Source organism: Brevibacterium luteolum, from assembly GCF_013004595.1.
GTDB lineage: Bacteria > Actinomycetota > Actinomycetes > Actinomycetales > Brevibacteriaceae > Brevibacterium > Brevibacterium luteolum.
In genome coordinates this window covers 95,346-119,144 of the sequence record NZ_JABEMC010000001.1, presented here as the reverse complement: position 1 = coordinate 119,144, position 23,799 = coordinate 95,346, and the positions used below count along the sequence as shown (strand labels likewise).

The window sequence follows — 23,799 nt, the reverse complement described above, 5'->3', positions numbered from 1 at the left end:
CCATATCCTGCCCCGTGCCCGAGGCGTTGCCCGGGTTCCGCGACCGCCGCCGAGGTGGGAGCCGGCTGGGTGGGACATGCGGGCTGATCTGAGACACTGGGCAGATGGCAGCACAGCGGCAGTGGCGTGAGGACATCCTCGGACCCCGGTTCCGCATGCTGCCGATTGAGGTCGGTGACGGGCAGAACGCCGTCATCATCGCCCCAACGCTCCCCGATCCGGCCCCGGCACCCGCTGCCGACCCGGCTCCGGACGCGCTGCGGAAGGCGCAGCCGTCCCTGCAGCCCGCCGGCACCGGGCACCCGGCGATCCCCGCCGACACCGCGGTGATCTACCTGCACGGCTGGTCGGACTATTTCTTCCACCACCGGCTGGCCGACTACTATGCGTCGCTGGGCATCGCCTTCTACGCCATCGACCTGCGCCGCTACGGCCGCAGCCTGCTCATCGACGCAGCCGGCGGTCCCGAACACTGGGCGCCCGACACCTCGGGCGCGGATGCCGCCCTGAACGACGAGGCGGCCGCTCAAGCGCTGGCGGCAGCGGCCGTTCAGGAGGTCGAGGACGATCTGCCCGGCCGGGTGCTCACCGGGCATGAGACCCATGCCGGCTATATCGAGGATCTCAGCGACTACGATGAGGAGATCGCCGCAGCACTGGCAGTGGCACGACAGGAGAATCCCGGCTGCAGGGTCCTGCTGCACGGCCATTCGACCGGCGGGCTGATTCTGTCGCTGTGGGCGGCACGGCATCCGGAGGAGCCGAGCGCGCTGTTGCTGAACTCACCGTGGCTGGAGTTCCAGTACGATGCCGCCGCCCGCAAGCTCATGAACGCGTGGATGAGCCTGCGCTCGATGTCGGCGAAGCCGCTGAACGTGCGGATGCCGAACTTCTACACCCTCGCCAGCGCTTCCCTCGGCCGGCTGCCGTATGACCTCAGGCTCAAGCCGCCGGGCGGGTTCCCGATCTACCCGGCGTGGCTGCGGGCGATCTTCGCCGGCCATGAGCAGGTCGCCGCCGGTCTCGACCTCACGATCCCAGCGCTTGTGCAGATCTCGGCTGCGACTCTGCGCGGCGCCTCGTTCTCCCCGTCGATGGCGGCCGCCGACATCATCCTCGACGTCGATGTCATCTCCCGCCGGGCGCTGTCGCTGGGCCGCTCCGTGACGATCGAGAAGATCCCGGATGCCATGCACGACGTCTTCATGTCCGCCGAGGCCCCGCGCCGTCAGTCCTATGACGGGATCGCCCGGTTCCTGTACGGCACCCTCGGCTGAGCCGGCCGGCTGCCTGGCGCCTGCGCACCGGGCCGCGGAGCTGCCCGCCAGTCCTCTGCCCTGCCCGCCAGATGGGACGGCGTCGCTACCGGCGCGGCACCGCTCTAGGGTGTCGGCATGACACAGCACGGTGACCTGTCCCATGTTCTTGCCCGTCGCGCCCAGGGCGGGCCCGGTGAGCTCTCGGCGATCCTCGCGCTCGCAGCGCAGGGCGGGGATCTCATCGACTTCACCGGCGGGTTCCCCGACCCCGGCCTGTTCGATGCACAGCTGCTGAGCGAGCTGGCGGCCAAAGCCGTCTCCACCGCGCCCGAGGTGGCGCTGCAGTACGCGTCGAACCGCGGACTGGCCTCGCTGCGCGAGTCCCTGCGCACCCTCGTCAGCCAGACGCAGGAGCATACACCGGCCGACGGCGAGCTCATCGTCACCTCCGGCGGGGTCGACGCGCTCACCCTGGTGACGAAGGCGCTGGCCGATCCGGGCGCTGCCGTCCTCGTCGAGGCGCCGACGTATCTGGGGGCCTGCACGGTGTTCACCACCAATGAGGCGGTGCCGGTGGCGATGCGCAGCGACGCTGAGGGCCTTGTTCCCGAATCCCTCGCCGAGGCGTGTGAGACCGCCCGCAAGCAGGGCGCGGAACCGGCGTTCGCCTATGTCATCCCCGATTTCCAGAACCCTTCGGGTCTGCTTCTCTCGACTGCGCGCCGTGCTTCGCTCGTCGCTGCGGCCCGGGAGGCCGGCATCCTCCTCGTTGAGGATGTCGCGTACCGCGATCTCGCCTTCGACGGCTCATACCTGCCCTCGATCTATCAGCTCGGCCCGGATGTCACCGTGCAGATCGGCACGTTCTCCAAGACCTTCACGCCCGGCACCCGGCTGGGCTGGGCGTGTGGGCCGGAGACGATCATCGCGGCGATGGCCGAGGTCAAGACGACGACCGACCAGTGCGCTTCCGCATTAGCGCAGTGCATGCTCGACGCCTACATTCGCGAAGGCCACTTCACCGCCGGGCTGCCGGCTATCCGCCGCGCCTACGCCCGGCGGTGTGCGGCCCTGCTGGCCGCACTCGGCACGCACCTGGACGGCGCAGCGACGTGGACGCAGCCCGCTGGCGGGTTTTTCACCTGGGTGGAGGTGCCCGGCATCGATGCGAAGGCGCTCGCCCCGGCTGCCGTCGAGGCGGGAGTCGCCTATGTGCCCGGAGCCCCGTTCTTCGTCGACCGGACCACCGATGACCATCTGCGGCTGTCGTTCTCGCGTACGCCGGCCGAGCGGATGGACGAGGGCGTCAGGCGGCTGGCCGGTGTGCTGGAGCGCGCGAGGGGCTGAGCTGACCCTTTCTGCAGCTGGCGGTCTCCCGGGCTGACGCCTGCTGGGACTGACCGCTTCTGGACCTGACGTCTCAGGAGAGTTCGGCGCCGGCGGCGTTCATCTCCTGCAGCGCTTCGGCAGACCGGTTCTCATCGACGCCGGCGACAAGATTGACGAGCACCCGGACGGCGAAGCCCTCATCGCGGCCGTCGAGCACGGTGGCGCGCACGCAGTGATCGGTGGCGATGCCGCACACGACGATCGAGCGGATCCCCTCTGCCCGCAGCCAGTCGGCGAGCATGACCGAGTCGTCATCGGTGAGATGGCCTTCGAATCCCGAATAGGCCGCCGCGTACTCACCTTTGCGGAAGACCGCATCGACGCTGTCGATGGCCGGTCTGAGCTCGGGGTGGAAAGCAGCACCGTCGGTGCCGGCCACGCAGTGGACCGGCCAGGTGCTGATGAAGTCGGGGCGGTCGGAGAAGTGATCGCCGGGATCGATGTGCCAGTCAGCGGTGGCGACGATGCGGGCGTAGTCGTCCCGATGCGCGGTGACGAAGTCGGCGACCCGGCGGGCCACTTCCGTCCCACCCTCGACCCCGAGGGCGCCGCCTTCGCAGAAGTCGTTCTGGATGTCGACGAGGACCAGGGCGGTGCTCTCGCGGTTGAGTTCGGAAATCATATCCTTCAGTGTATGGCAGGCAGCAGCAGAAACCGGCTGTCGCAGGACTGCAACAGAACCTCGTTGTCCCCTCCCGGTTCCGCCCTTTAAGCTGAGGATCACAGCACCCGCCTCACGCCAGGAGCACCGCATGGAACACCCATCCCCCTTTCGGCTGGCCGCCGGTTTTGCTGCATCAGCCGGAATAGCCCTCGTCCTCTCTGCATGCTCCGGCGGTTCCGGCGCAGCGGACAAGTCCGCCGAACAGGCCGGGGGCGGCACTGCGCAGCCCGCTGAGGAGACCTCCGCGCCCGCAGACGATGCCCTCAAGCAGCTGAACGAAGACGAGCTTGCCACAGTGCTCAACGGGCTGACGTACGACGGGAAGAGCTTTGCGACCATCGATGCGGAGCCGCCGGAGGTGCAGAGCGCAATCGAGCAGTTCAAACAGGCCGACGTCGAACCAGCCGCCTGCCAAGACGTCCTCATCGAGCTCGTGACCAAGCCCTCTGCCGATGTCCCGAACACGTCGGCGCTGAGCGACGACAATGGCTACACGGCGGCGATCGCCTCATATGAGACGGACGATGATGCCGCTGCGGCACTGCAGAACATGATCGACACGAACTCCACCTGCTCGAACATGACGATGACAGTGGCTGGAGAGCGCATCGAGATGGAGATGTCTGTTGACGTCGTCGACATCCCCGGCGCCGGCCAGGCAGTCGAGACCGTCGCCACGAGCCCAATGGCTCCGGGCACAGAGCAGCACACAGTCTCAGCCGTGGTCAAGAACGGGCTCGTCACCGGCTCCGCCCTGCACGACTCAACGACTGAGAAGTCCGTCGGCCTCACCACTGACCTCGTCAGCGCCTACGACGAAGCCGTCAGCTGACCCAGGCTCACCCACGCTGATTCCCGCCTGGCACCCTTTCAGCTCCTCTTCGGCAGCCTGACGCCACGTGTCCTCGAGCGCCAGCAGGGCCGGAGGGAGGGCCCATTGCCGCACGAGCCGCAGCCCGGGTTCGGATCCGGGCTGCGGCTTGTTCCCCCGCCTGTGCCGCGGGCCGCGGGCCGCCAGTGCCACCGCGCGAGCCGGCCGGATCTCAGCGTAGAGCTGACCGGTGCTATCGGTCACCGTCGCGCAGCGCTCGGCCATGGCGGCTGCTTCGCACACTGCCTGCAGCTCGCCCGGTCCGGGGCAGAAAGCCCGGTGTGCACAGACATCGAAGCGTGGGCGGGCCCGGCTCCATTCCGGAACCACATCGTGGACCCGCGGGTCGGCGGCGAAGACGCCCGGCATCTCGGGGCCGGTTGCAGCAGCGCCCTGGCCTGCGGTGACCACGACGTGCACGTCGCCGGCGGCCAACAGCGCGGTGATCGCGGCGACGTCGCAGCCCGTGTCGCCGCTGCTCGGCAGGTGGACGAGGATGTCGGGGACTGCGAAGACGATGCCGGCAGGGCGCATGATCGGATGCGTGATGCTGGCGGCCAGTGCCATCGACTCGGCGTTCTTCTCCGCGCGCTTGCCGGCGGTGTCTGCACCCCAGCGGTGGGCCCAGTCGCCGCCGAGGTGGTGGGCAAGGGCGTGCGGGAGGTGCCGGTAGTCTGCGCCGGCCAGGCGGGCCTGCCAGGCGAGTTCCCAGTCCTCGCCGCCGTAGCCGATGAAGCCTGCGTCGAACCCGCCGATCGTCTCGAACAGCTCGCGGGTGAGGGCGAGGACGGCGGAGATGATGAACCGGAAGCCGGTGTCGTCGATGCGCTGCAGGTCCGACGTGTCCGTCCAGGCGCGGGTGAGCCAGGCAGGTTCGCCGAGGTCGGTCGGCGGAGTAGTGTCGGTGTCGAGCATGCGGCGGCTGCCGACGGCCAGCGTCCACGGCTCCTCGACGAGCGCCTCTGCCAGGGCGGCGATGCAGCCAGGCTGCGGGATCGTATCGCCGTCGAGAAAGACGAGGATCGTCCCGCTGGCGTGCGCGGCACCGAGGTTGCGGGCGGCTGCGGCACGGAAGCCCCGGTCGTCCTGGCGGACGAGTCGCACGCCGGCCGGCACCTCGGGCGCGGTGGCCGAGCCGTCGTCGGCGACGATGATCTCGATGTCGCCTGTGTATTCCTGCGCGCTGATCCCGGCGAGCACCGCGCTCAGCCCTGTCGGATTCTCGTAGTAGGGGATGATGACGGACACGGACGGGGCTGTCATACGGTGCTCCAGATACGGCGGTAGGCGGCGGCGACCTCAGCCCAGCCCCAATCCGGAGGGGGTGTGTCAGCCCATGTCGACGCGGGTGTGCAGCAGGCGGCGGCGAGTGCCTCGGCAAGGGTGCTGGGCGTGCAGAGGCGCAGCCGGCCCGGCCAGCGCGCGGCGACTTCGGTCGTGTAGTCCGAGATGGTGGTCAGCGGCACCCGGTTATGGGCGATCCAGGTGTTGAGGGAGCCGGAGGCGGAGACGTGGCGGTGGGCGCAGACCGGCACGGTGACCGCATCGAGGGCGGCTGGGAGTTCGGTGTCGGGGATGTAGCCGGTGCACTGCAGGTCGATGCCGCGCTCTGCCGCCCGCGAGCGCAGCCCGGCAAGGTAGCCGGCGTGGCCGTCAGCGACGTCTCCGAGCAGCAGGATGCGGGTCCCGGCCGGAGCCGCGTCGATGACGTCCTCGCAGCCCTTGCCGGGGTAGACGAACCCGAAGATGCCGATGACCGGGATACCCCCGTCTGAAGATCCGGCCGTCGGTGGGCCGGGAGCTGCAGCCAGCGGACGCGGTGCTTCGATCGGCAGGGGCACGACGTGGATGGCCCCGGCGGATTCCAGCCGGCGGGCTTCAGACTCAGAATTCGTCACCACGACGTCAGCGGCGCGCACGAGCCTGAGGTAGGCCGCCTGCCGGCGGGCGCAGCGATCAGCACCCTCGCCAGGCTGCGGGATGTCGTGCAGAGTCAAGCTCAGCAGCCGACCGGCGGCCAGGCGCAGCACTGTGTCGACAGCGGTTTGCGGGTCGGGGCCGCAGAGGTGGTCGGTGAAGCTGATGTGGACGAGCTCGGCGTCGGCAGCCGGGGCCGGCAGCTGCGCCGGGTTGAGAGCCTCACGAACGAACCCCTGTCCCAAAGCCTGGTGCAGATGTCGCCCGAATCGGATCACTCCGTGGGCAGGCGGGCCGGTGAGAATGTGCTCAACGGCATGTGCGTCCACTGTTCACCTCGACTCTGACCCGGAATCATGTATGCGGAACCGGATCGGCGCCGCACGGTGATACCATCAAGTCACCTTACCCTGCACCGGCACCGACAAGCTTTCTTGTCCTCGCTTACGCAGGTGCACGAGTTGCTTGCTGCGGCGACCGCGCTGCACGCATGCAGCTGACTCCATTGGAAAGGCCGGTTCGGCGATGAAGACTCCGGAGCTCGACGCTCGCCCCCGAGTTCTCTCCATCCCTGCCCAGCACCCATTCGTCGATGCCACCTGGCCGCCGACTGCCGAACCCGTCAGGCCCGCTCAGCTGCCTGTCGGCGAAGGCTGGCATCCGCACCCCGGGCTGGAGGCCGACTGGATCCGGGCGCACGCCGGCGAGTTCGACATCGTCCACGTCCACTTCGGGTTCGAGCATCGCAGTCTCGCACAGATCCGCGACTTCATCGGCGCCTGCGCTGATGCCCACGCAGCGCTCGTCGTCACCGTCCACGATCTGGCCAACCCGCACCTGAGAGATCAGCGTGCGCATCGCGACCGGCTGCGCGCACTCACCGCCGCTGCCGCTGCAGTCTTCACCCTCACCTCGGGCGCGGCAGCCGAACTGGCCGCCGACTACGACGTCTCCGCCGACGTCATCGCCCACCCGCCGATCGTCCCAGCCGCCCAAGCCGCCCAGATCATGACCGCCAGCGGCCGGCGCGGGCGCTCGGCGGCCGTGTTCCTCAAGGATCTGCGCACCAACGTCGTCACCGACCCGGCGTTCTACCTGTCGCTGGCTTCAGGTCTGCACCGGTCCGGGGCATGGCTGGAGGTGTGGGCGCACCGGTCGAGTGCCGCACACCCGACGGTGACTGCCCTGCAGGCTGCCGCCGACTCCGGTGCCGCACCGGGCCTCGACCTGCATCTGACAGCCCGACTCCCGGATGCTGTGCTCTACCGGGCGCTCTCGGGGTGCGCTGTATCGGTGCTGCCATATGCGCATGGGACGCATTCGGGTTGGCTGGAGATGTGCCGCGACCTGGGTCTGAGCGTCATCGCCCCCGACTGCGGACACTATGCCGGTCAGGCGGACGCGCCCGAGGCGGTGCGCACCTATCGCACCGGCAGCGGTGCCGCAGCGGCCGAGGCCGCGGTGTGGGCGATCAGGCGCGGGCGCATCGCCCGCGGGGATGTCGCTGACCGGGCGCCGGCAGCCCAGCAGGCCTACGCGGACGCGTATGCGCAGGCCATGGCCCCGAGGAGTGCTGCTGCGGCGGTGGCGACACCGGCGATGTTCCTCACCGAGGACGGCAGCTGATGCGCGTCGCCGTCGTCGGGCCTGCCCGCATGCCCATCACCCCGCCCTTCGGCGGGGGACTCGAGGTGTTCTGCGACCGGCTGACCACCGGGCTGCGCGAGGCGGGCGTGCAGGTCGACCTGTACGCCTCGGCTGGCTCACGCGGTCACCGGCAGGAGTTCGAGCTGCCGGGCATCGACTGGACGGGGCATGAGCACATCGCCCGCGACGACGCCTACCCGCCCGGCGCCCAGGACATCGAGCACACCGCCTACCGGCAGCTGTTCGAGCGCCTGCAGGACGGACCCTACGACCTCATCCACAACAACTCGGTCAGCCCGGCGTTCTTCTCCGGTGCCTCCGGCCGGGTGCCGATGCTCACCACCCTGCACGTGCCGCCGGGGGCGCCCCTGGATGAGGCGATCAGCCGGGCTGGCAGCAGCGCCGGTTCGTTCGCTGCGGTCAGCGCCTTCACCGCCGGGCAGTGGCAGCTGCCCGAACCGGCCACCGTCGTCCACAACGGCGTCGACACCCGCACCTTCGCCGCTGGCCCGGGCGGGGATCATGCCGTGTGGTTCGGCCGCATCACCCCGGAGAAGGGCCTGCACCTTGCCATCGATGCCTGCAGGGCTGCCGGTGTGCCGCTGCGCATCATCGGCCGCTGCGCCGAACCGCGCTACTTCACCACCGAAATCGAGCCGCGCCTAGGCGATGACGCTCTGTGGGTCGGGCATCTCGACGACGCGCAGATCGCCGCCGAGGTTGGGGCGGCTGCGGTCACGGTCGTCACCCCCTGCTGGGATGAGCCTTTCGGGCTCGTGACGATCGAGTCGCTGTCCTGCGGCACCCCGGTGGCCGCGTTCGCCCGCGGCGGGATTCCCGAGGTGCTCGCCGACGCCCCCGAACTGCTCGCCCGTCCCGGCGATGTCGACGATCTCGCCGCAGCAATCGGCCGGGCTCGACGCTTCGACCGCGCCCGCGCCCGCCGGATGGCGGTCACCCGGTTCGACTGCCGGCACATGGTCACAGGCTACCTGCGGCTGTACAGCGAGGTCATCGGCACCGGACGCGTCGCCGCCGAGCTCATCTCATGATCGGCTTCTACGCTCACCATCACGGCACCGGCCATCTCTTCCGCTGCCAGGCGATCGCCGCTGAGATCCCCGAGGAGACGGTCATCCTGTCCTCGCATCCGCGCGCGGACATCGGGCTGCCGCTCGACGCCCCGGCCGAGGAGCGCGGGGCCGATGTCACCGCCGGCGGGGCGCTGCACTGGGTGCCGCGCGACCACCCGGGCCTGCGCGCGCGGATGGCGGCTCTGGCCGCCTGGGTGGCAGAGGCCCAGCCGCGGGCCGTCCACGTCGACGTGTCCGTCGAGGTCGCCGTGTTCCTCAGGCTGCTCGGTGTGCCGGTCACCACCCTGGCGATGCCCGGCGTCCGGAATGATGCCGCCCACCGACTCGGCTACCAGATGTGCGAGTCGATCATCGCCGCCTGGCCCGACTGGGTCAGGCTGCCCGAGCACCTGCGCACACATGCCGGAAAGGTCATCGCTGTCGGCGGGATCTCCCGGTTCGCCGGCCGCAGACCGGCCGCGGATCAGCATGGGCCGGTCATCCTGCTCGGCCGCGGCGGGGCCGATGCTCCGGCCGGTTACTGGCAGCAGGTCCAGCACCACCTCGGACCCGGCTGCCGGCTGCTGGGACCCGAGTCGTGGCGCGAGGACCCGTATGCCGACCTGGCCGGTGCCTCGGTCGTCATCTCCGCCGGCGGGCAGAACGCGATCGCCGACATCGCCTGCGCGAACCGCCCGGCGGTCATCGTGCCCCAGCAGCGGCCATATGACGAGCAGGCCGCGACCGCTGCTGTGCTCGCCGATGCCGGGCTGGCCGAGGTCGTCACGGAGCTGCCCGCGCCCGAGGTGTGGCCTGAGATCGTGGCCGCCGCCGGGTCCCGGCAGCCGGAGTGGAGCCGCTGGCAGACGGCCGGGGCGGCAGGCCGGGCGGCACGTGAGATCCTCGCGGTCGCCGACCGCAGCCGGGCGGCACACCATCCACCGGTGGAAGGCGCCCCGTGAGGCCGGCCGTCCACGTCGTCACCCTGGCCTCCGCCGACCGGGCCGAGCGGGTGCGCCTGCAGCGCGCGGCACTTGCCCGCTGGGCACCGGCGGCCGACCACACGACTGTGGCGATCGGCGAGAGTCTCTTCGAGCTGGACGGCTCGACGGTGCTCGATGCCACCGCGCCCGGCCGGCTGGAGCTCGCTCGCGCCCGCAACATGGCAGGCGACTACGCAGCCGATGCCGGGGCTGAAGTCATCGTGTTCCTCGACGCCGACTGCCTGCCCGGCCCACGTCTCATCGACCGCTATACCGCAGCACTGGCCGAGCGCCCGGACGCGGTGGCCTGCGGGCCGGTCACCTACCTGCGTGAGGACCAGCCGGTCACCGCGGAGACGCTCGACGCGCTCACCGGATACCGCAATCCGCACCCGGGCCGGCCGGCCCCGGCGGACGGGGTCATGCAGGCGGCCGCTGAAGATGAGTACCAGCTGTTCTGGTCACTGTCCTTCGCCCTCACCGCCCGGCTGTGGCGGGACTGCCGGGAGGCCTTCGGCGGGTTCAGTGAGGACTACCGCGGATACGGTGGGGAGGACACCGACTTCGGCATGCAGCTGCGTGCCCACCGGATCCCGATGCTGTGGACCGGCGGCGCTGATGCCTTCCACCAGTGGCATCCGCCCAGCCACGCTGCGGCAGGCAACCGGGAGGCGATCCGCGCCAATGCCGCGCTCTTCCACTCCCGCTGGGGATACTGGCCGATGCAGGACTGGCTCTAGATCCCCGTACACTGAACACCGCAGGCCACCACCGGCAGAGCCGCCGGTTAACAGGCTGAGCAGAGAGGACCCAGATGGGACAGCTAGCCGTCAATCTCTTCACGACACTCGACGGGTCAGCCGAGCACCCCGACCGCTGGCATGGGCCGTACTTCGACACCGCGATGGGCAAGGCCGTCGATGCGCACATCATGCGCTGCGACGGCTACCTCATGGGCCGGGTGCTCCACGATGCGTGGGCTGCGTACTGGCCGCAGGCCGAGGACCCCTTCGCCGAGTTCATCAACCGGATCCCCAAGTACGTGCTCTCGGCGACGCTGGAGTCCTCGCCGTGGGAGAACACGCAGGTGCTCTCCAGCATGGCTGAGGTCAAGGCGCTCAAGGAGCGCACGCCGAACTGGATCGGGATGTCCGGCAGCCTCGCGACGCTGCGCGGGCTGCTGACGGCCGGGCTGGTCGACGAGCTCAATCTGCTCATCGATCCGGTCGTCGTGTCAGGTGAGCAGAAGTGGACCGATGGGCTTGATGGGCAGAGCTTCTCGATCGTCTCGCATGAGACCTTCGACACCGGTGCCCAGCACCTCATCATGCGCCCGAACTGAACGGTGATCCGCCTGCCCCGGGCGGGAATGACATGAGCCCTGACCTGCGATGTTCTCGCTGGTCAGGGCTCATGTGTCATGCGCGGTAGCGGTGGGATTTGAACCCACGGTACGGGGTTGCCGTACACAACATTTCGAGTGTTGCACCTTCGGCCGCTCGGACACGCTACCGCGGAATACTCTACAACGGGTGCCCGGGCGTCACCAAATCAGCGGCGGGAGGCGAAGAACTCGACCAGCCCGGCGGCGCACTCATCGGCACACACCCCGCCCACCACCTCGGGCACGTGCAGGCTCGCCCGGTCCCGGGCGACATCCCACACCGAACCGCAGGCACCGGCCTTGTCGTCATAGGCGCCGAAGACGATCCGCTCGACGCGGGCAGCCACCGCGGCACCGGCGCACATGACGCACGGCTCCAAAGTCACGACGAGGGTGGCGCCGGTCAGCCGCCAGCTCCCGAGGTGCCGGCCGGCTTCGCGCAGCGCCTGCACCTCAGCGTGGGCAGTCGGGTCATGCAGCGCTTCGCGCTCGTTGAAGCCGGTGCCGATGATCGTGCCGGCAGCGTCGATGACAACGGCGCCGATCGGGACATCGGCGCTGGCATCGGTGCGGGCGGCGGCGTCGAGGGCAGCGCCCATCCATTCCCGGTAGACCGCCGGGTGGGCGATGCCGCCGCGGTCAGCCGGCTGAGCCGAGGGCATCGGCGAAGCCGGCCTTCTCTCCGATGTGGGCGACGACACGCGCCGGGTCGGACTGATAGCGGCTGACCTGCTCCATCAGCTCATCGGCGGTGACATCGCGATCTGCGTAGATGTCTGCGTCTCCGCCCCAGACGGCATCGGCTTCGGGTTCGAACATGCCGACTTCGGCCTCGTCCTCGGCATCATCGTCATCGCCGTCATGCTCGGGGCCGGCGTCGAAATGCTCGGAGTCATCGAGTGTCGACGGGCCGGAATCGAGGTAGTCGGCGAAGATGTCGGCGTACGGGCTCTCCTCAGCGGCAGCGATATCGGAGATGAACACCCGCACCTCGTCATCGGCGAGCAGCCGGACGAGTCCGAACCACTCGTCTTCATGCTCAATGACGGCGATCGCCTCGCCGTCCTCACCGGCGCTGCGCATCATGTCGATGAGATCGTCCAGCGTTGCCGCATCACGCATGTCGAGGTCGAGGGGCCGGTATCCGTCCGCGCCCTCGGCGAGGATCTCGGTGAAATAAGCCATGTCTCCATTCTGTCCGATGCCGGCTCGGCAGACCAGCCTCTGCCCGGATGCAGAAGATCCACATCTCACCGGGTGACCGCAGGCCGTCACGATCCGGTAGATTCAGGGGCATGGAGCTCCACATCGCAGATCACCCGCTCATCGCCCATAAGCTCACCGTGCTGCGCGACGAGCGCACCGATCCCGGTCGCTTCCGCGGACTGACCGAAGAGCTCGTTGCACTGCTGGCCTACGAGGCCACCCGCAACATCCGGGTCGTCGACAAGGAGATCAACACTCCCGTCTGCCCGATGACCGGCACCAAGCTCTCCTCCCCCAGGCCCGTGGTCGTGCCGATCCTGCGCGCCGGTCTCGGCATGCTCGATGGGATGCTCAAGATGCTGCCGACCGCTGAGGTCGGGTTCCTCGGGCTCGTCCGCGATGAGGAGACCCTCGAAGCCCACGCCTACGCCAACCGGCTGCCCAGCGACCTGCGCGACCGGCAGGTCTTCGTCATCGACCCGATGCTGGCCACCGGCGGCACCCTGGCGATGGCGATCGACTTCCTGCTCGAGCGCGGCGTCTCCGACGTCACTGCGATCTGCCTCGTCAGCGCCCCGGAAGGCGTGCGCCACATCGAGGAGCGCTACGAGGGCATCGCAAATGTCACCGTCCACACCGCGGCCCTGGACGAGAAGCTCAACGAGAAGGGCTACATCGTGCCCGGTCTCGGCGATGCCGGCGACCGCATGTACGGCGTCGTCTGAGCCGGTGCGAGGGGCCTCTTCAGCTCCGATGCGCGTTCAGTGCTGAATCCGGAGGCGTGGTTTCTACACGAAACGCACACGATCCGGGCTGATCATGTGCGTTTCGTGCTGAATCCAGATGCGTCGATTCAGCACGAAACGCTCATTGGCGCGTTCATCCTGGTCAGCGGGCTGCGCCCCTGAGGTGGCCTCACGCTGATCTTGGCCCGCCCGCAGGCCGGCCGGAAACACGAGGACAGCGGCTCACTGTCGGCACATAACCGGCCAGAGATTGTCATAAAACGTCATAAAAGTCTCAGATCCGCACCCGCCGATTGCGTTGCGCGAAATCTGTGAAGAATAATGACAGCCATGCACCGTTCGCCCTGTCACCGCCTCGCGCGCAGCGCCATCGCCATGATGCGCTGCGTCCGCGGCCTGCGGTGACGACAGGCATGGGCCGCGGACGTGAAGCACGATGCGCCTGACTCCACTGCTCACGCCCAAGGACTTCGACCATGACTGTTTCACCCCTTCCGTTCCACCCGCGCAGCGCCGCAGCCACACGCCGCCAGGGAGCCCGATTGACCTCCGTTGATCCCGCCACCGCGCCCCGCGTCTTCGGCCCGGACGGCCGCAGCCGCCAGACCAGCGAAGCCCCGGCTCACAAGCCGGCCCGCGGCATCATCGTCTACATCGGCCTCGATGAGGACACGGCAGCCGAAGACGGCACCAACCTCACCGCCATCGCCCAGTCGCTGCAGGAACACATCCGCGAGCTCTCCCCGCAGGCCGAAGCGCAGACCGTCATCGCCCTGGCCCCCGACGGACCGGACCGCGACCTCGACGCCGTGCGGGCAGTGGCGACCGGCTCCCCGGCAGCCACCGGCACCCCGGCCGGCCGGCACGGACCGGTGCGCTCCCGCGTGCCGGCCCGGGTGCGGCCACCCCAGCTGCGCGAGGAGCTCGCCCCGCATGCCAAGACCCGGGTACGCATCGACATCCCGCGACGGGAAGTCACCGTCGACGGACAGCTGGCGGCAGTGACGACCAAGGAGTTCGACCTGCTCGCCACGCTCGTCTCGGCCGCCGGTTCGACGCTCTCACGCGGCGATCTGATCACCGCGCTGTGGGGCGAGAGCCCCGAGCGGCCCGACGAGCGCACCGTCGACGTGCACATCCGCCGGCTGCGCAATCGGCTCGGCGCCTTCTCCTCGATCGTGCGCACGATCCGCGGGGCCGGTTACCGCTACGATGCCCACCCCGACGTCACCGTCTGGAAGGCGACCGCCTCCCGGTGACCACCGCCTCGGCGCCGGTGAGAAGGCCCGGCATGCGGGCCTTGCCGAGGGTGCTGTGAGACCTTGCTGTGAGTCCCCTGCCCGGGCCGTCTCACCAGGGTGTCCTTAAGCGTTCAATCAGCTTTGCGCCCTATAGTTCAACCGATGCAGAAACGTCAGTCTTCGCCCGGCAAGGGCATTGTCGTCTTCGTGGTGGGGCTGCTGCTGGCCGCCCTGCTCGCGATGCATACCCTCATCCCGACGACCCGCGGGATCGCGCTCATCGTCGAATCCCTGCTGCCGTGGGCGTGGGTGCTGCTCGTCCTGCTGCTCATCGCCGCACTCATCCGGTTCTCCGTCTTCGGCATCCTCGGCGTGCTCATCCCCGCGCTCGTATGGGGCGGTATGTTCTACCCGTACCTGCGCCCGGCCGACACCCCGGATGATGCCGATATCGTCGTCGCCAGCCAGAACGTCGGCGCGCGGATGCCGCAGCCCACAGCCACCGCACAGAACCTCATCAGCCACGACCCGGATGTCGTGGCCATCCAGGAGATCGAGTCGCTGTCGGGCAAGATCATCAAGAAGCAGCTCGACTCCGCCTTCGAGCACACCGCGGTGACCGACACGATCGGGCTCTGGTCGCGCTGGCCGATGACGCAACCCGAGGAGATCGACCTCGGCATGCAGTGGCCGCGCGCGATCGCCACCACCCTCAAGACCGACAAGGGCAACGTGCGCCTGTACTCGGTGCACATGCCCTCGGTGCGCCCGGGCCAGGAGTCCCTGCGCAATTCGGCGCTGAACGAGCTGGCCGAGCGGATCAAGTCCGATGACGCCCAGCGGGTCATCGTCGCCGGTGACTTCAACTCCGCGAACTCCGACCGCTACTTCAAGGAGCTCAGCTCCGAACTCGTCGACGCCCGTGAGGCTGTCGGCGGCGGGTTCGGGTTCACCTGGCCGAGCGTGTTCCCGGTCGTGCGCCTGGATCATGTGCTTGTGCGCGGTCTCGACCCGGTCGGTGATCGTGTGCTCGACCGCGGCACGAGCGATCACCGGGCGATCATCAGCTACCTCGACGTCCCAGCGAGCTGAGCGCTCAGCCGGTCTGCGTCTGCTGCTGATGCTGCGGGACCTGCTCGGCGCACCGATCGGTACTCACCGGGGCAGTTGCCTGCTGGCCGCGGCGCAGGATCCCATCGATCTCATCGAGGGTGAGCGCATAGCCGGTCTCCGCCTCAGTCGCCGAGCGGGCGAACACCATCCCCACGACCCGGCCCTCGGCGTCGAGCAGCGGGCCGCCGGAGTTGCCTGAGCGCACGATCCCGCGCACCGAGTAGATGTCGCGGGTGACGCTGTCCTCGTTGTAGATGTCGAGGCCGCGGGCCGAGAGTTGCTCGCGCACGCGCGCCGGCGAGATTGTGTACGGCCCGTTCTCCGGGAATCCGACGAGCACCGAGTCTGCCCCGGCGCCGAGGTCGGAGCCGAGTTCCAGCGCCGGTGCCGGCAGGTCGGGCACCCGCAGGACTGCCGCATCGGTGCCGGGGTCGAAGGCGACGACTTCGGCGTTGTACGGTTCGCCAGTGCCGGCGATCTGCACGGTCAGCGACTGTGCGCCGGCGACGACGTGGGCGTTCGTGGCGACGAGCCCGTCGTCGTAGACCCAGCCGGTGCCCTCCTGCAGGCGGCCGCATTCGGTGCGTGAGGTCACGACTTTGACGACGGATCCGTCGACTTGCCGGCCGACGTCGACCATCGCCGGGTTCGGTTCGCCGACCCCGCGGATGCGTTCGCGCTGGCCTTCGAAGACCTGCGGGAATCCGTTGTCGGCTAAGGCGGTGCCGAGTGTGCCGAGCGCCTCGGTCGAGGTGATCGGCAGCATCCGGTCCATCGCGGCGACGATCGCCGAGTCGGCGACCCACCGGTTGGGCTGCAGGAACGGGGTGGTGCGGATCCAGCCGGCGGCCAGCCAGATGACGAGCAGGGTGGCGATGATGCTCGAAAGCGCCCCGCCTGTGGCGTCGAGACCGCGGCCGCTGGGGCTCGTGAGCTTCGTGCGCAGGTACGCACCGAGCAGACCGAGACCGACCGAGCAGGTGACGGCCAGGAGCAGCGGAAACAGCACCTCGGCGGCGGGATGATTGCGGTCGTGGACGATGTCCGTGGTTACCAGCAGCTCGGCGACTGGGCCGGCGAGCAGCCGGCCGAGCACGAGACCGAGGATGAAGCCGACGAGCGTCGAGGCACCGACGAGGAAACCGCGGCTCCAGCCGAGCAGCAGCGCGCCGATGGCGAGCAGGACGATGACGACGTCGACAGCGGCCACGAGTGGGGTTACCTGCGCATTGCCGGGTTGAAGCCCTGGGGCTGCTGGACGCGGCGCATCATGTTCGTGCGGATCTTGACGAACTGGTCGAGCTCGTACTTCTCGACCTCCCGCTCCTTCTCCCCGCCGATGCCGGCGAGCACGCGGGTGCGGATGCTGGCGAGGTCGGCGGACTTGCGGATGAGGCGGCGCATCTCCGGCAGGGCGCCGGGGTACTGGTTGGCCCAGCGCTTGCCGGCGCGGCGGCCCTTCCAGGTGCCGAGCATGTCGACCTCACCGTGGGTCAGCCAGCCGGCGTTGGCGTAGTCGCCGAGCGACTGGCGGGTGTGGATCGACTCGTTGCGGCGCAGCAGCAGTCCGCTGCCGAGCCAGAAGCCGGACATGATGGCTGAGAGGCCGACCATGATCACGAGGCTGAGGAGGCCCAGCGAGCCGACGATGGTGGCGGTGCCGTTCCACAATGCGTGGAGGAACATGCCGGCGATGAGGCCGGGGAACCACATGAGCACGACGAGCCACCACTGGCCGCGGCGGGCGGCGAAGCCGATGGACAGGCCGTGGCAGACGACGAAGGTCGAGTGCAGCAGCGGGCTCATCACCCCGCGCATAACGAAGGTCATCGCGAGGCCTCCGAGGGCGGCCTCTTCGAAGGATGAGGAGAGGTAGAGCAGGTTCTCGGTGAAGGCGAAGCCGGCACCGATGAGGGAACCGTAGACCCAGCCGTCGAGGGGTCCTTCGAAGTACTTGCGGGCGGCGAGGACGATGACGACGAGGAAGACGCCCTTCGTCGACTCCTCGAACAACGGCGCGAAGACGACTGCGCCGAGCACGTCGCCGGATGCGTCGATGCCGGCCAGGGCCAGGGCGGTGATGCCGATGACCTGGGCGACGAGCGTCATGATGATCGAGGCGACGGCACCCCACAGCAGGCAGGCGACGAGCAGCAGGATGGGCTGCGGCTTCCAGCGGTCGAACCACCACACCATGAGCATGATGAACAGCAGCGGGATCGCCGCCAGCAGGATGACGATCGGTCCGGCCGGCAGCAGGACGGCGCTGAACCCGAGGATGAGGAGCAGCCCGATGCCGAGCAGTACGACAAGCCCGATGCTCACGATGGTGCGGGCGAGATCAGCGCCCTCGGTCGGGTTGGCCAGCTGGGGCTGGCGCTGGATCGCCTGCGTGACCCACGGCTGTTCGGCAGGCCCGCCGATGCGCGGCTGGAGCTGCGCGCGCATGCGCATCTCCTGGGTCACCGTCGGGGAGAACCGCGGCTGCGCGTAGGCGCGCTGCTCCGGCTGGCCGTAGCCGCCGGGGCCGATCGGCTGGCCGTGCGGCGCAGGCTGCTGGGGCGGGAAGGGCCGGCCGTGCGGATGGCCGTGCGGTCCCGGCTGCTGAGGTGCCGGACCGGACCCGTGCGGGCCGGGCTGCGGCTGGGGGCGGAACCGGTCGTGCGCCGGGCCCTGCTGCGGCGGCCCCTGCTGCGGGTAGGGGTGGCCCTGCTGCGGGAAGGGCTGGCCGTGCGGGGGTCGCTGGTGAGGCTGACCCTGGGGGCCGGGGTAACGCGGGTCAGACATGTGCTGCGCCCTCTCAGTCCGTATCGCAAGTGGTCAATGGTGGCGGTGTCACCTCAGTCTACGCACGCACACGGACACCGCCGGTCACCTCGTGTGGCAGATGCGGCACACTCTGCCACATCCGCCTCAACTGAAGCCACAGGCGATCTGTGCTGGAACTGAACCACCGCCTCGGGCACGGCGAAGGCCGCCGGACACGATGCCCGGCGGCCTCCATCAGCCCTAACTTCAGTCCAGGTCGCGGTTCTCGCGCGGGGTGATCTGCAGGGTGCGGGCGGTGTACTCGGACAGTTCGTCGAGCAGCGCCTCGTCCTCGTGCAGCTGGCGGCCGAGCGAGGGCACCATGTCCTTCAGGCGTGCCTCCCAGCCGTCGTATTGGCGCGGGAAGCATTTCTTGAGCAGGTTGAACATGATCGGCGCGGCCGTCGAGGCGCCCGGTGAGGCACCGAGCAGGGCAGCCAGCGAGCCGTCTGCCGCGGAGATGAGCTCGGTGCCGAAGCCGAGCACGCCGCCCTTGTCCTTGTCCTTCTTCATGACCTGAACCCGCTGGCCGGCGGTGATGAACTCCCAGTCGGCCGGGTTGACCTCGGGGGTGAAGTCGGCGAGCGCCTCGTAGCGCTTCTTCTTCGTCGAGGCGAGCTCGCCGAGCAGGTAGCTGACGAGGTCGAAGTTGTCCTTAGCGACGTTGAGCATGACCGGCAGGTTGTTGCCGCGCACTGAGAACGGCAGGTCGGTGAACCGGCCCTTCTTGAGGAACTTCGGGGTGAAGCCGGCGTATGGGCCGAACATGAGGTATTCCTTGCCCTGCACGACGCGGGTGTCGAGGTGCGGAACCGACATCGGCGGGGCGCCGAAGGCGGCCTGGCCGTAGACCTTGGCGTGGTGGCGGGCGACGAGCTCGGGGTTCGAGGTGCGCAGGAACAGGCCGGAGACCGGGAAGCCGCCGTAGCCGTGGCCCTCGGCGATGCCGGAGCGCTGCAGCAGGTGCAGGGCACCGCCGCCGGCGCCGATGAAGACGAACTTCGCGTCGACGGCGAAGGTCTCACCGGCGGTCGTGTTCTTCACGTGCACGCGCCAGCCCTCGGCGGTGCGGTTGAGGTCGGAGACCTCGTGGCCGGTGAGGATCTGGGCGTTCTTGGTGCCGGCGTGGGTGAGCAGCTGGCGCGACAGCGAGCCGAAGTCGACGTCGGTGCCGGTGTCGAACTTCGACAGGCCGTTGACCTGGCCAGGCCCGCGGTTCTCGAACATTAGCGGCAGCCACTCGGCCTGCACGGCCGGGTCGTCGGTGTACTCCATCTCCTTGAACAGCGGGTTGCGCACCATCGTCTCGTAACGGGCGCGGATGTAGTCCCGGCCCTTCTCGCCGCGGCCGTAGGAGATGTGCGGGACCTGGTTGATGAAGGTCGAAGGATCGGTGAGCACGCCCTCGTCGACGAGGTGCGACCAGAACTGGCGTGAGACGTGGAACTGCTCATTGATGTTGATCGCTTTGGTGATGTCGACGTCGCCGTTGGCATCGGCCGGCGAGTAGTTGAGCTCGCACAGCGCGGCGTGGCCGGTGCCGGCGTTGTTCCACGGGTCCGAGCTTTCGCGGGCGACGTAGTCGAGGCGCTCGAAGACGCGGACATCCCACTCCGGCTGGAGCTCGGCCAGCAGCGTCGCCAGCGTGGCGCTCATGATGCCGCCGCCGATAAGGACGACGTCGGCGCTTTCCTTCGTATAAGTCAATGAAATCCCTCGGATCGTAAGGTCAGGCCGCCCTGTGGGGCACGCCGCTGATAATTGGAGGATCATCACGCAGTTTACTCCCCGTCCACGCTGCCTCCGAACTCGGGGAGGCCCTGCTCTCGCGCGCTGCGGCGGCTGTGGATGGTGGGCGTGTGTCCACAGCCGTGCCCGAGGTGTTCTGTCGTGGGCAGGCGACCGCTGGACTGGGCGCATGAGACGAGTGAGCATTCCCGCCCGGCAACTGCGCCGGGCCGCCGCAGTGACGACCGTATCCGTTCTGGCTGCCATCGGCCCGGTGGCCGCCGCGCCACCTGTGCTGGCTGCCGGCCTGGCCGGAGGTGAAGAGCCGCCTGCCCTGTCAGGTCCGCCGGACCTGCGCCCGGACGTCGGACTCGACGGCGGCCCGCAGCCGAAGCGCTACCGCAGCACGAATGCCGGCATGTATGGACCTGGTCTGTGGCATCACGCTCCTGCCGGGCGCACCTGGTACGGCGCATACTTCTCCCTGCCGGGCAGTTCGCTGTCCCACGCGGCGGCCTACTGCATCGACGCCGGGTTGAAGTCGCCGTATCCGCAGTACTTCACACAGGCCGACGGGCAGACTTTGGCGTCTGCGGAGACGGCGTGGGCGCTTTCGGCGCACAGCTCGGCTGATGACGCGGGGATCCAGGCGGCGCTGGCGGCCATCGCCCGGCTCGATGAGAACCTCGAGCACGATCATGCGATCGCGCCCGCCGAACCAGGTGAGCTCGGCGCGGAGTTCGCCGAGGCGGCCGAGGCGTATGCGCACATCACGAAGGACGCCGCTGACCTGGCGGGACCCTACCGGGTGGAGCTGAGCCTAGGGGAAGGCGATGAGCTGGCTCTCGACGGACCGGCGACCCCGCAGCCGGCGACCGACCCGGCAGGTGAACCGGCCGAGGCCGGCAGCAGTCCCTTCTACCGTCCGCTTCAGGCTCGGGTCAGCGTGGTGTCCGCCTCAGGCGAGACGCTTGATGACATTCCGCTGACGGTCGAGGTCTCCGGCGGAGCAGTCGAGGAGACCGAGCTGCGTTCGGCTGCCGAACCACTGATCTTCAGTGTCCGGCCCGACCGCGGGAGCACCGAACCGGTGGCCGTCACGGTCACCGCGACCGGACTGCCGGCCACCGATGTCATCGTCTACGACCCGATCGACCCGCAGACAGGCGAACCGGCTGCACGCGTGCAGAGCATCGTGACCGCCGGTGAGCCGACGACGGCATCGGCCAGCGCCGAGCACACCATCGAACCCGCTCCCCCGATTCCACCCATGACACCGCCGATCGTCACCGTCCCGCCGATCGAATCACCGCCTGCCACCGAACCGCCTCCGACGCAGGAACCCCCGCAGGAGACGACGCCGGCACCTGAGACGACCGCCCCACCTGAAACCCAGGAGCCTCCTGAGACGCAGACACCGCCGACGCAGACGCAGCCGGCAGAAACGCAGCCGCCGAGCTCCACGACTCCTCCCCCACCGGCACCGACGACGCCGCCTGAGGACAGTCCCGAACACCGCACCGCGGCACCCCCGCCGCCACCGACGACGCGGCCGCAGGCAGAGGCGCCCACCTCAGATGAGCTGCCGCGCACCGGCCCGGTCGGCACCGGCGCAGCACTCGGCTCGGCGCTGCTCCTGCTCGGCTGCGGCATCGCAGCGATCACGGTCGCTCGCGGGCTGAAACGCGAGGACTGATCTCAGCGGCGATCGCGGGCGAAGGCAGAGGCTCGTTCGATATACCAGTCGAGCACCTGCGGTTCGGCCGCGGTCGCCCGGTTGATCGACTCAGGAGCAGCGCCCTGGAAGATCCGCTTGATCGGCACTTCCATCACCTTGCCGGTGCGGGTTGTCGGCACGGCTGGGGCTTCGATGATCTCGTCGGGCACGTAGCGCGGGGAGATCTGCTCGCGGATGGCTGTCACGATCGTGGCACGCAGTTCATCGGTCAGCGTGTGTCCTACCGCCGGGACGACGAACAGCGGCATGTAATAGTCACCGTCACCCAGCTCAGCACCGATGACCATCGAGGACTGCACGCCGTCGACGGCATCGACGACCTGGCAGATGTCGGCTGAGCCCATCCGGATGCCACCGCGGTTGATCGTCGAGTCCGAACGGCCGTGGATGATGAAGCTGCCGTCGTCGAAGTGGGTGACCCAGTCACCGTGGCGCCACACTCCGGGGAACGCGTCGAAGTAGGCCTCGCGGTAACGGCTGCCGTCCGGGTCGTTCCAGAAGAACACCGGCATCGAAGGCATCGGCTGCGTGACGACGAACTCGCCGAGCTCACCGACGACCGGCTGGCCATGGGAGTCGAAGGCCTGCGCGTCGACGCCGAGGTAGGCGCCTTGCAGGTGCCCACGGACCACCGGGTCATACGGGTTCGAGCCGATGAACCCGGAGGCTATGTCGGTGCCGCCGGAGTCGGATCCCAGGTGGATGTCGTCGTGGACGTGCTGGTAGATCCAGTCCCAGGTGCTCTCCGGCAGCGGAGATCCGGTCGAGAGGATCTTGCGCAGAGCGGAGAGGTTGTAGCGGGCTGCCGGTGACAGCCCCGATTTCTGCACGAGGGTGAGGATCGCCGCCCCGGTGCCGAATGAGGTGGCGCGTTCGCGTTCGAGGATCTCGAACTGCTTGTCCGGCACACCGGCGACGGGGGACCCGTCATAGGTGATGATCGTTGCTCCGACGGTCATGATGTTGACGAGCAGGTTCCACACCACCCACGTCGTCGCCACTGCCATATAGCAGCGATCATCTGAAGTGAAGTCGTACTGCAGCGCGTTGGCCTTGAGCGCTTCGATCGTCACTCCGCCATGGCCGTGGACGATGCCCTTCGGCTTACCCGTCGTGCCCGAGGAGTACAGCACCCACAGTGGGTGGGAGAAGTCGACGGGCTCGAAAACCGGATCGACCGGGTCCGCGACGATCGCCGAGTGCAGTGTGGTCCCCTCGGCCAGCTCACGGGCTTCGAGCTCGTCGCCGAGCTGGTCGATGAGGATGTGGTGTTCGATGCTCGGCAGCGCCTGACGCAGATCGGGCACGATCGAGCGCATGTCGAGGTGCTTGCCGTTGAAGAGGTATCCGTCGACGGTGATGAGGACCTTCGCCTCCAGCTGGGCGAAGCGATCGGCAATGCCGGTGAGCCCGAAGTCCGGGCCGACGACCGACCACACAGCGCCGACGGTCGCGCAGGCGAGCATCGCCTCGACGGCCTGCGGGATGTTCGGCAGCACCGCACACACGGTGTCGCCTGGCTTCACGTCGTGTTCGCGCAGCCAGGCGGCCAGCGCCCCGACGCGTCCGGCGAGCTCGCGCCAGGTCAACGACTCGCGGCGCTCATCCTCATGCAGCCCGACCAGCGCCTCAACGTCCGGGCGGGTGTGCACGCGGCGGAAGATGTTCTCGGCGTAGTTGCACGTTGCTCCGGCGAACCAGGTGATGTCGGGCATCTTCGTCCCTGTGCGCACGGGGCCGTCGCCGCGGTCGCCGATGACGTCGAAGTACTCCCAGATGCTGTCCCAGAACGCGTCGAGCTCACGCACCGACCAGTCGTGCAGCTGCCGGTAGCCGCGGGTCTCGACTCCGCGGGCGCGTGCCAGCCACCGCTGGTAGTCATACATTCGGCTGGCTTCCACCCGCTCACGCGGCGGCGTCCACAGCACAGCGTCACCGCCGTTGGTCTCTGGGCTCATCTCTGCTCCGTCCTCCGGCTTGCCTGCCGGGTCGCTGGCGATCACCGTAGCCATTGTGCCAGCGAATGTGGCCG

General features: G+C 68.9%; 21 protein-coding genes and 1 tRNA gene. 12 read left to right on the top strand and 10 right to left on the bottom strand.

Translation table 11 applies throughout. The features are described from left to right. The first annotated feature begins 104 nt into the window (after positions 1 to 104). Positions 105 to 1,277: an alpha/beta hydrolase gene (locus tag HLA91_RS00610; protein ID WP_170273112.1), complete on the top strand. Its 1,173-nt coding sequence runs from the start codon at positions 105 to 107 to the stop codon at positions 1,275 to 1,277. 117 nt (positions 1,278 to 1,394) lie between these two features. Beyond that, positions 1,395 to 2,606 (top strand): aminotransferase-like domain-containing protein, encoded by a 1,212-nt coding sequence (locus tag HLA91_RS00605; protein ID WP_170273111.1) that lies wholly within the window; start codon positions 1,395 to 1,397, stop codon positions 2,604 to 2,606. Between the two features lie 73 nt (positions 2,607 to 2,679). Here the strand turns inward: HLA91_RS00605 and HLA91_RS00600 are convergent, their stop codons facing one another. Next, positions 2,680 to 3,270, bottom strand: a complete 591-nt coding sequence (locus HLA91_RS00600; protein ID WP_170273110.1) for an isochorismatase family protein — start codon at positions 3,268 to 3,270, stop codon at positions 2,680 to 2,682. Positions 3,271 to 3,400: 130 nt separating this feature from the next. Between HLA91_RS00600 and HLA91_RS00595 the strand changes: the two genes are divergently transcribed. After that, positions 3,401 to 4,144: a hypothetical protein gene (locus HLA91_RS00595; protein ID WP_170273109.1), complete on the top strand. Its 744-nt coding sequence runs from the start codon at positions 3,401 to 3,403 to the stop codon at positions 4,142 to 4,144. On the opposite strand, the gene HLA91_RS00590 is transcribed toward HLA91_RS00595, so the two are convergent. Together HLA91_RS00590 and HLA91_RS00585 are read right to left on the bottom strand one after the other, a co-directional pair. Further along, the gene (locus HLA91_RS00590; protein WP_170273108.1) at positions 4,076 to 5,446 is read right to left on the bottom strand and encodes a glycosyltransferase family 2 protein; all 1,371 of its coding nucleotides are present in this window, start codon (positions 5,444 to 5,446) and stop codon (positions 4,076 to 4,078) included. The two genes, HLA91_RS00595 and HLA91_RS00590, sit on opposite strands and share 69 nt — an antisense overlap. Then, positions 5,443 to 6,429: a glycosyltransferase family protein gene (locus tag HLA91_RS00585; RefSeq protein ID WP_170273107.1), complete on the bottom strand. Its 987-nt coding sequence runs from the start codon at positions 6,427 to 6,429 to the stop codon at positions 5,443 to 5,445. Before HLA91_RS00585 ends, HLA91_RS00590 begins: the two co-directional genes overlap by 4 nt. Positions 6,430 to 6,625: 196 nt before the next feature. On the opposite strand from HLA91_RS00585, the gene HLA91_RS00580 reads away from it, so the two are divergent. From HLA91_RS00580 to HLA91_RS00560, 5 genes are all read left to right on the top strand, one after another. Beyond that, a complete protein-coding gene (locus HLA91_RS00580; RefSeq protein ID WP_170273106.1) occupies positions 6,626 to 7,726 on the top strand; it encodes a glycosyltransferase in 1,101 nt (366 codons plus the stop codon). Beyond that, entirely contained in the window at positions 7,726 to 8,799 is a 1,074-nt protein-coding gene (locus tag HLA91_RS00575) for a glycosyltransferase (RefSeq protein ID WP_170273105.1), read from the top strand. The genes HLA91_RS00580 and HLA91_RS00575 overlap by 1 nt, the downstream gene beginning before the upstream one ends. Continuing rightward, the gene (locus tag HLA91_RS00570) at positions 8,796 to 9,782 is read left to right on the top strand and encodes a glycosyltransferase (RefSeq protein ID WP_170273104.1); all 987 of its coding nucleotides are present in this window, start codon (positions 8,796 to 8,798) and stop codon (positions 9,780 to 9,782) included. Before HLA91_RS00575 ends, HLA91_RS00570 begins: the two co-directional genes overlap by 4 nt. After that, the gene (locus HLA91_RS00565) at positions 9,779 to 10,543 is read left to right on the top strand and encodes a glycosyltransferase family 2 protein (RefSeq protein WP_102161097.1); all 765 of its coding nucleotides are present in this window, start codon (positions 9,779 to 9,781) and stop codon (positions 10,541 to 10,543) included. The genes HLA91_RS00570 and HLA91_RS00565 overlap by 4 nt, the downstream gene beginning before the upstream one ends. 74 nt (positions 10,544 to 10,617) lie before the next feature. Further along, entirely contained in the window at positions 10,618 to 11,145 is a 528-nt protein-coding gene (locus HLA91_RS00560; RefSeq protein ID WP_170273103.1) for a dihydrofolate reductase family protein, read from the top strand. Between the two features lie 83 nt (positions 11,146 to 11,228). Here the strand turns inward: HLA91_RS00560 and HLA91_RS00555 are convergent. The 3 genes from HLA91_RS00555 to HLA91_RS00545 all read right to left on the bottom strand — a co-directional run bounded on the left by HLA91_RS00555 (position 11,229) and on the right by HLA91_RS00545 (position 12,372). After that, a tRNA-Ser gene (locus HLA91_RS00555) sits at positions 11,229 to 11,316 on the bottom strand. A 38-nt stretch (positions 11,317 to 11,354) separates the two neighbouring features. Next, complete coding sequence (gene tadA / locus HLA91_RS00550; protein WP_170273515.1) at positions 11,355 to 11,786, bottom strand: tRNA adenosine(34) deaminase TadA; 432 nt, start codon at positions 11,784 to 11,786, stop codon at positions 11,355 to 11,357. A gap of 40 nt (positions 11,787 to 11,826) precedes the next feature. Next, complete coding sequence (locus HLA91_RS00545; RefSeq protein ID WP_102161095.1) at positions 11,827 to 12,372, bottom strand: tRNA adenosine deaminase-associated protein; 546 nt, start codon at positions 12,370 to 12,372, stop codon at positions 11,827 to 11,829. Between the two features lie 110 nt (positions 12,373 to 12,482). Between HLA91_RS00545 and upp the strand changes: the two genes are divergently transcribed. From upp to HLA91_RS00530, 3 genes are all read left to right on the top strand, one after another. Further along, positions 12,483 to 13,118 carry a uracil phosphoribosyltransferase gene (upp, locus tag HLA91_RS00540; RefSeq protein ID WP_102161094.1) on the top strand — a complete coding sequence of 212 codons (636 nt, stop codon included), beginning with the start codon at positions 12,483 to 12,485 and terminating at the stop codon, positions 13,116 to 13,118. Between the two features lie 497 nt (positions 13,119 to 13,615). Then, entirely contained in the window at positions 13,616 to 14,398 is a 783-nt protein-coding gene (locus HLA91_RS00535) for a winged helix family transcriptional regulator (RefSeq protein WP_170273102.1), read from the top strand. Between the two features lie 144 nt (positions 14,399 to 14,542). Further along, entirely contained in the window at positions 14,543 to 15,472 is a 930-nt protein-coding gene (locus tag HLA91_RS00530; RefSeq protein WP_170273101.1) for an endonuclease/exonuclease/phosphatase family protein, read from the top strand. Between the two features lie 4 nt (positions 15,473 to 15,476). Here the strand turns inward: HLA91_RS00530 and HLA91_RS00525 are convergent, their stop codons facing one another. The 3 genes from HLA91_RS00525 to HLA91_RS00515 form a co-directional block, all read right to left on the bottom strand. Continuing rightward, the gene (locus HLA91_RS00525; RefSeq protein ID WP_170273100.1) at positions 15,477 to 16,703 is read right to left on the bottom strand and encodes a MarP family serine protease; all 1,227 of its coding nucleotides are present in this window, start codon (positions 16,701 to 16,703) and stop codon (positions 15,477 to 15,479) included. An 8-nt stretch (positions 16,704 to 16,711) separates the two neighbouring features. Beyond that, a complete protein-coding gene (locus HLA91_RS00520) occupies positions 16,712 to 18,280 on the bottom strand; it encodes a PrsW family intramembrane metalloprotease (protein ID WP_239557121.1) in 1,569 nt (522 codons plus the stop codon). A 228-nt stretch (positions 18,281 to 18,508) separates the two neighbouring features. Further along, the gene (locus HLA91_RS00515; protein ID WP_204514248.1) at positions 18,509 to 20,008 is read right to left on the bottom strand and encodes a malate:quinone oxidoreductase; all 1,500 of its coding nucleotides are present in this window, start codon (positions 20,006 to 20,008) and stop codon (positions 18,509 to 18,511) included. 211 nt (positions 20,009 to 20,219) lie between these two features. Between HLA91_RS00515 and HLA91_RS00510 the strand changes: the two genes are divergently transcribed. Continuing rightward, positions 20,220 to 21,725 carry a hypothetical protein gene (locus tag HLA91_RS00510; RefSeq protein ID WP_204514247.1) on the top strand — a complete coding sequence of 502 codons (1,506 nt, stop codon included), beginning with the start codon at positions 20,220 to 20,222 and terminating at the stop codon, positions 21,723 to 21,725. A gap of 2 nt (positions 21,726 to 21,727) precedes the next feature. Here HLA91_RS00510 and HLA91_RS00505 read toward each other — a convergent pair whose 3' ends face one another. Then, positions 21,728 to 23,779 (bottom strand): acetoacetate--CoA ligase, encoded by a 2,052-nt coding sequence (locus HLA91_RS00505; protein WP_239557120.1) that lies wholly within the window; start codon positions 23,777 to 23,779, stop codon positions 21,728 to 21,730. Positions 23,780 to 23,799: the final 20 nt, after the last annotated feature.

Excerpts from the sequence above, each read along its gene's own strand:
- HLA91_RS00610 (WP_170273112.1), top strand. The coding sequence starts at position 105 with ATGGCAGCACAGCGGCAGTGGCGTGAGGACATCCTCGGACCCCGGTTC.
- HLA91_RS00605 (WP_170273111.1), top strand. The coding sequence starts at position 1,395 with ATGACACAGCACGGTGACCTGTCCCATGTTCTTGCCCGTCGCGCCCAG.
- HLA91_RS00600 (WP_170273110.1), bottom strand. The coding sequence starts at position 3,270 with ATGATTTCCGAACTCAACCGCGAGAGCACCGCCCTGGTCCTCGTCGAC.
- HLA91_RS00595 (WP_170273109.1), top strand. The coding sequence starts at position 3,401 with ATGGAACACCCATCCCCCTTTCGGCTGGCCGCCGGTTTTGCTGCATCA.
- HLA91_RS00590 (WP_170273108.1), bottom strand. The coding sequence starts at position 5,446 with ATGACAGCCCCGTCCGTGTCCGTCATCATCCCCTACTACGAGAATCCG.
- HLA91_RS00580 (WP_170273106.1), top strand. The coding sequence starts at position 6,626 with ATGAAGACTCCGGAGCTCGACGCTCGCCCCCGAGTTCTCTCCATCCCT.
- HLA91_RS00575 (WP_170273105.1), top strand. The coding sequence starts at position 7,726 with ATGCGCGTCGCCGTCGTCGGGCCTGCCCGCATGCCCATCACCCCGCCC.
- HLA91_RS00570 (WP_170273104.1), top strand. The coding sequence starts at position 8,796 with ATGATCGGCTTCTACGCTCACCATCACGGCACCGGCCATCTCTTCCGC.
- HLA91_RS00560 (WP_170273103.1), top strand. The coding sequence starts at position 10,618 with ATGGGACAGCTAGCCGTCAATCTCTTCACGACACTCGACGGGTCAGCC.
- tadA (WP_170273515.1), bottom strand. The coding sequence starts at position 11,786 with ATGGGCGCTGCCCTCGACGCCGCCGCCCGCACCGATGCCAGCGCCGAT.
- HLA91_RS00545 (WP_102161095.1), bottom strand. The coding sequence starts at position 12,372 with ATGGCTTATTTCACCGAGATCCTCGCCGAGGGCGCGGACGGATACCGG.
- upp (WP_102161094.1), top strand. The coding sequence starts at position 12,483 with ATGGAGCTCCACATCGCAGATCACCCGCTCATCGCCCATAAGCTCACC.
- HLA91_RS00535 (WP_170273102.1), top strand. The coding sequence starts at position 13,616 with ATGACTGTTTCACCCCTTCCGTTCCACCCGCGCAGCGCCGCAGCCACA.
- HLA91_RS00530 (WP_170273101.1), top strand. The coding sequence starts at position 14,543 with ATGCAGAAACGTCAGTCTTCGCCCGGCAAGGGCATTGTCGTCTTCGTG.
- HLA91_RS00520 (WP_239557121.1), bottom strand. The coding sequence starts at position 18,280 with ATGTCTGACCCGCGTTACCCCGGCCCCCAGGGTCAGCCTCACCAGCGA.
- HLA91_RS00510 (WP_204514247.1), top strand. The coding sequence starts at position 20,220 with ATGAGACGAGTGAGCATTCCCGCCCGGCAACTGCGCCGGGCCGCCGCA.
- HLA91_RS00505 (WP_239557120.1), bottom strand. The coding sequence starts at position 23,779 with ATGGCTACGGTGATCGCCAGCGACCCGGCAGGCAAGCCGGAGGACGGA.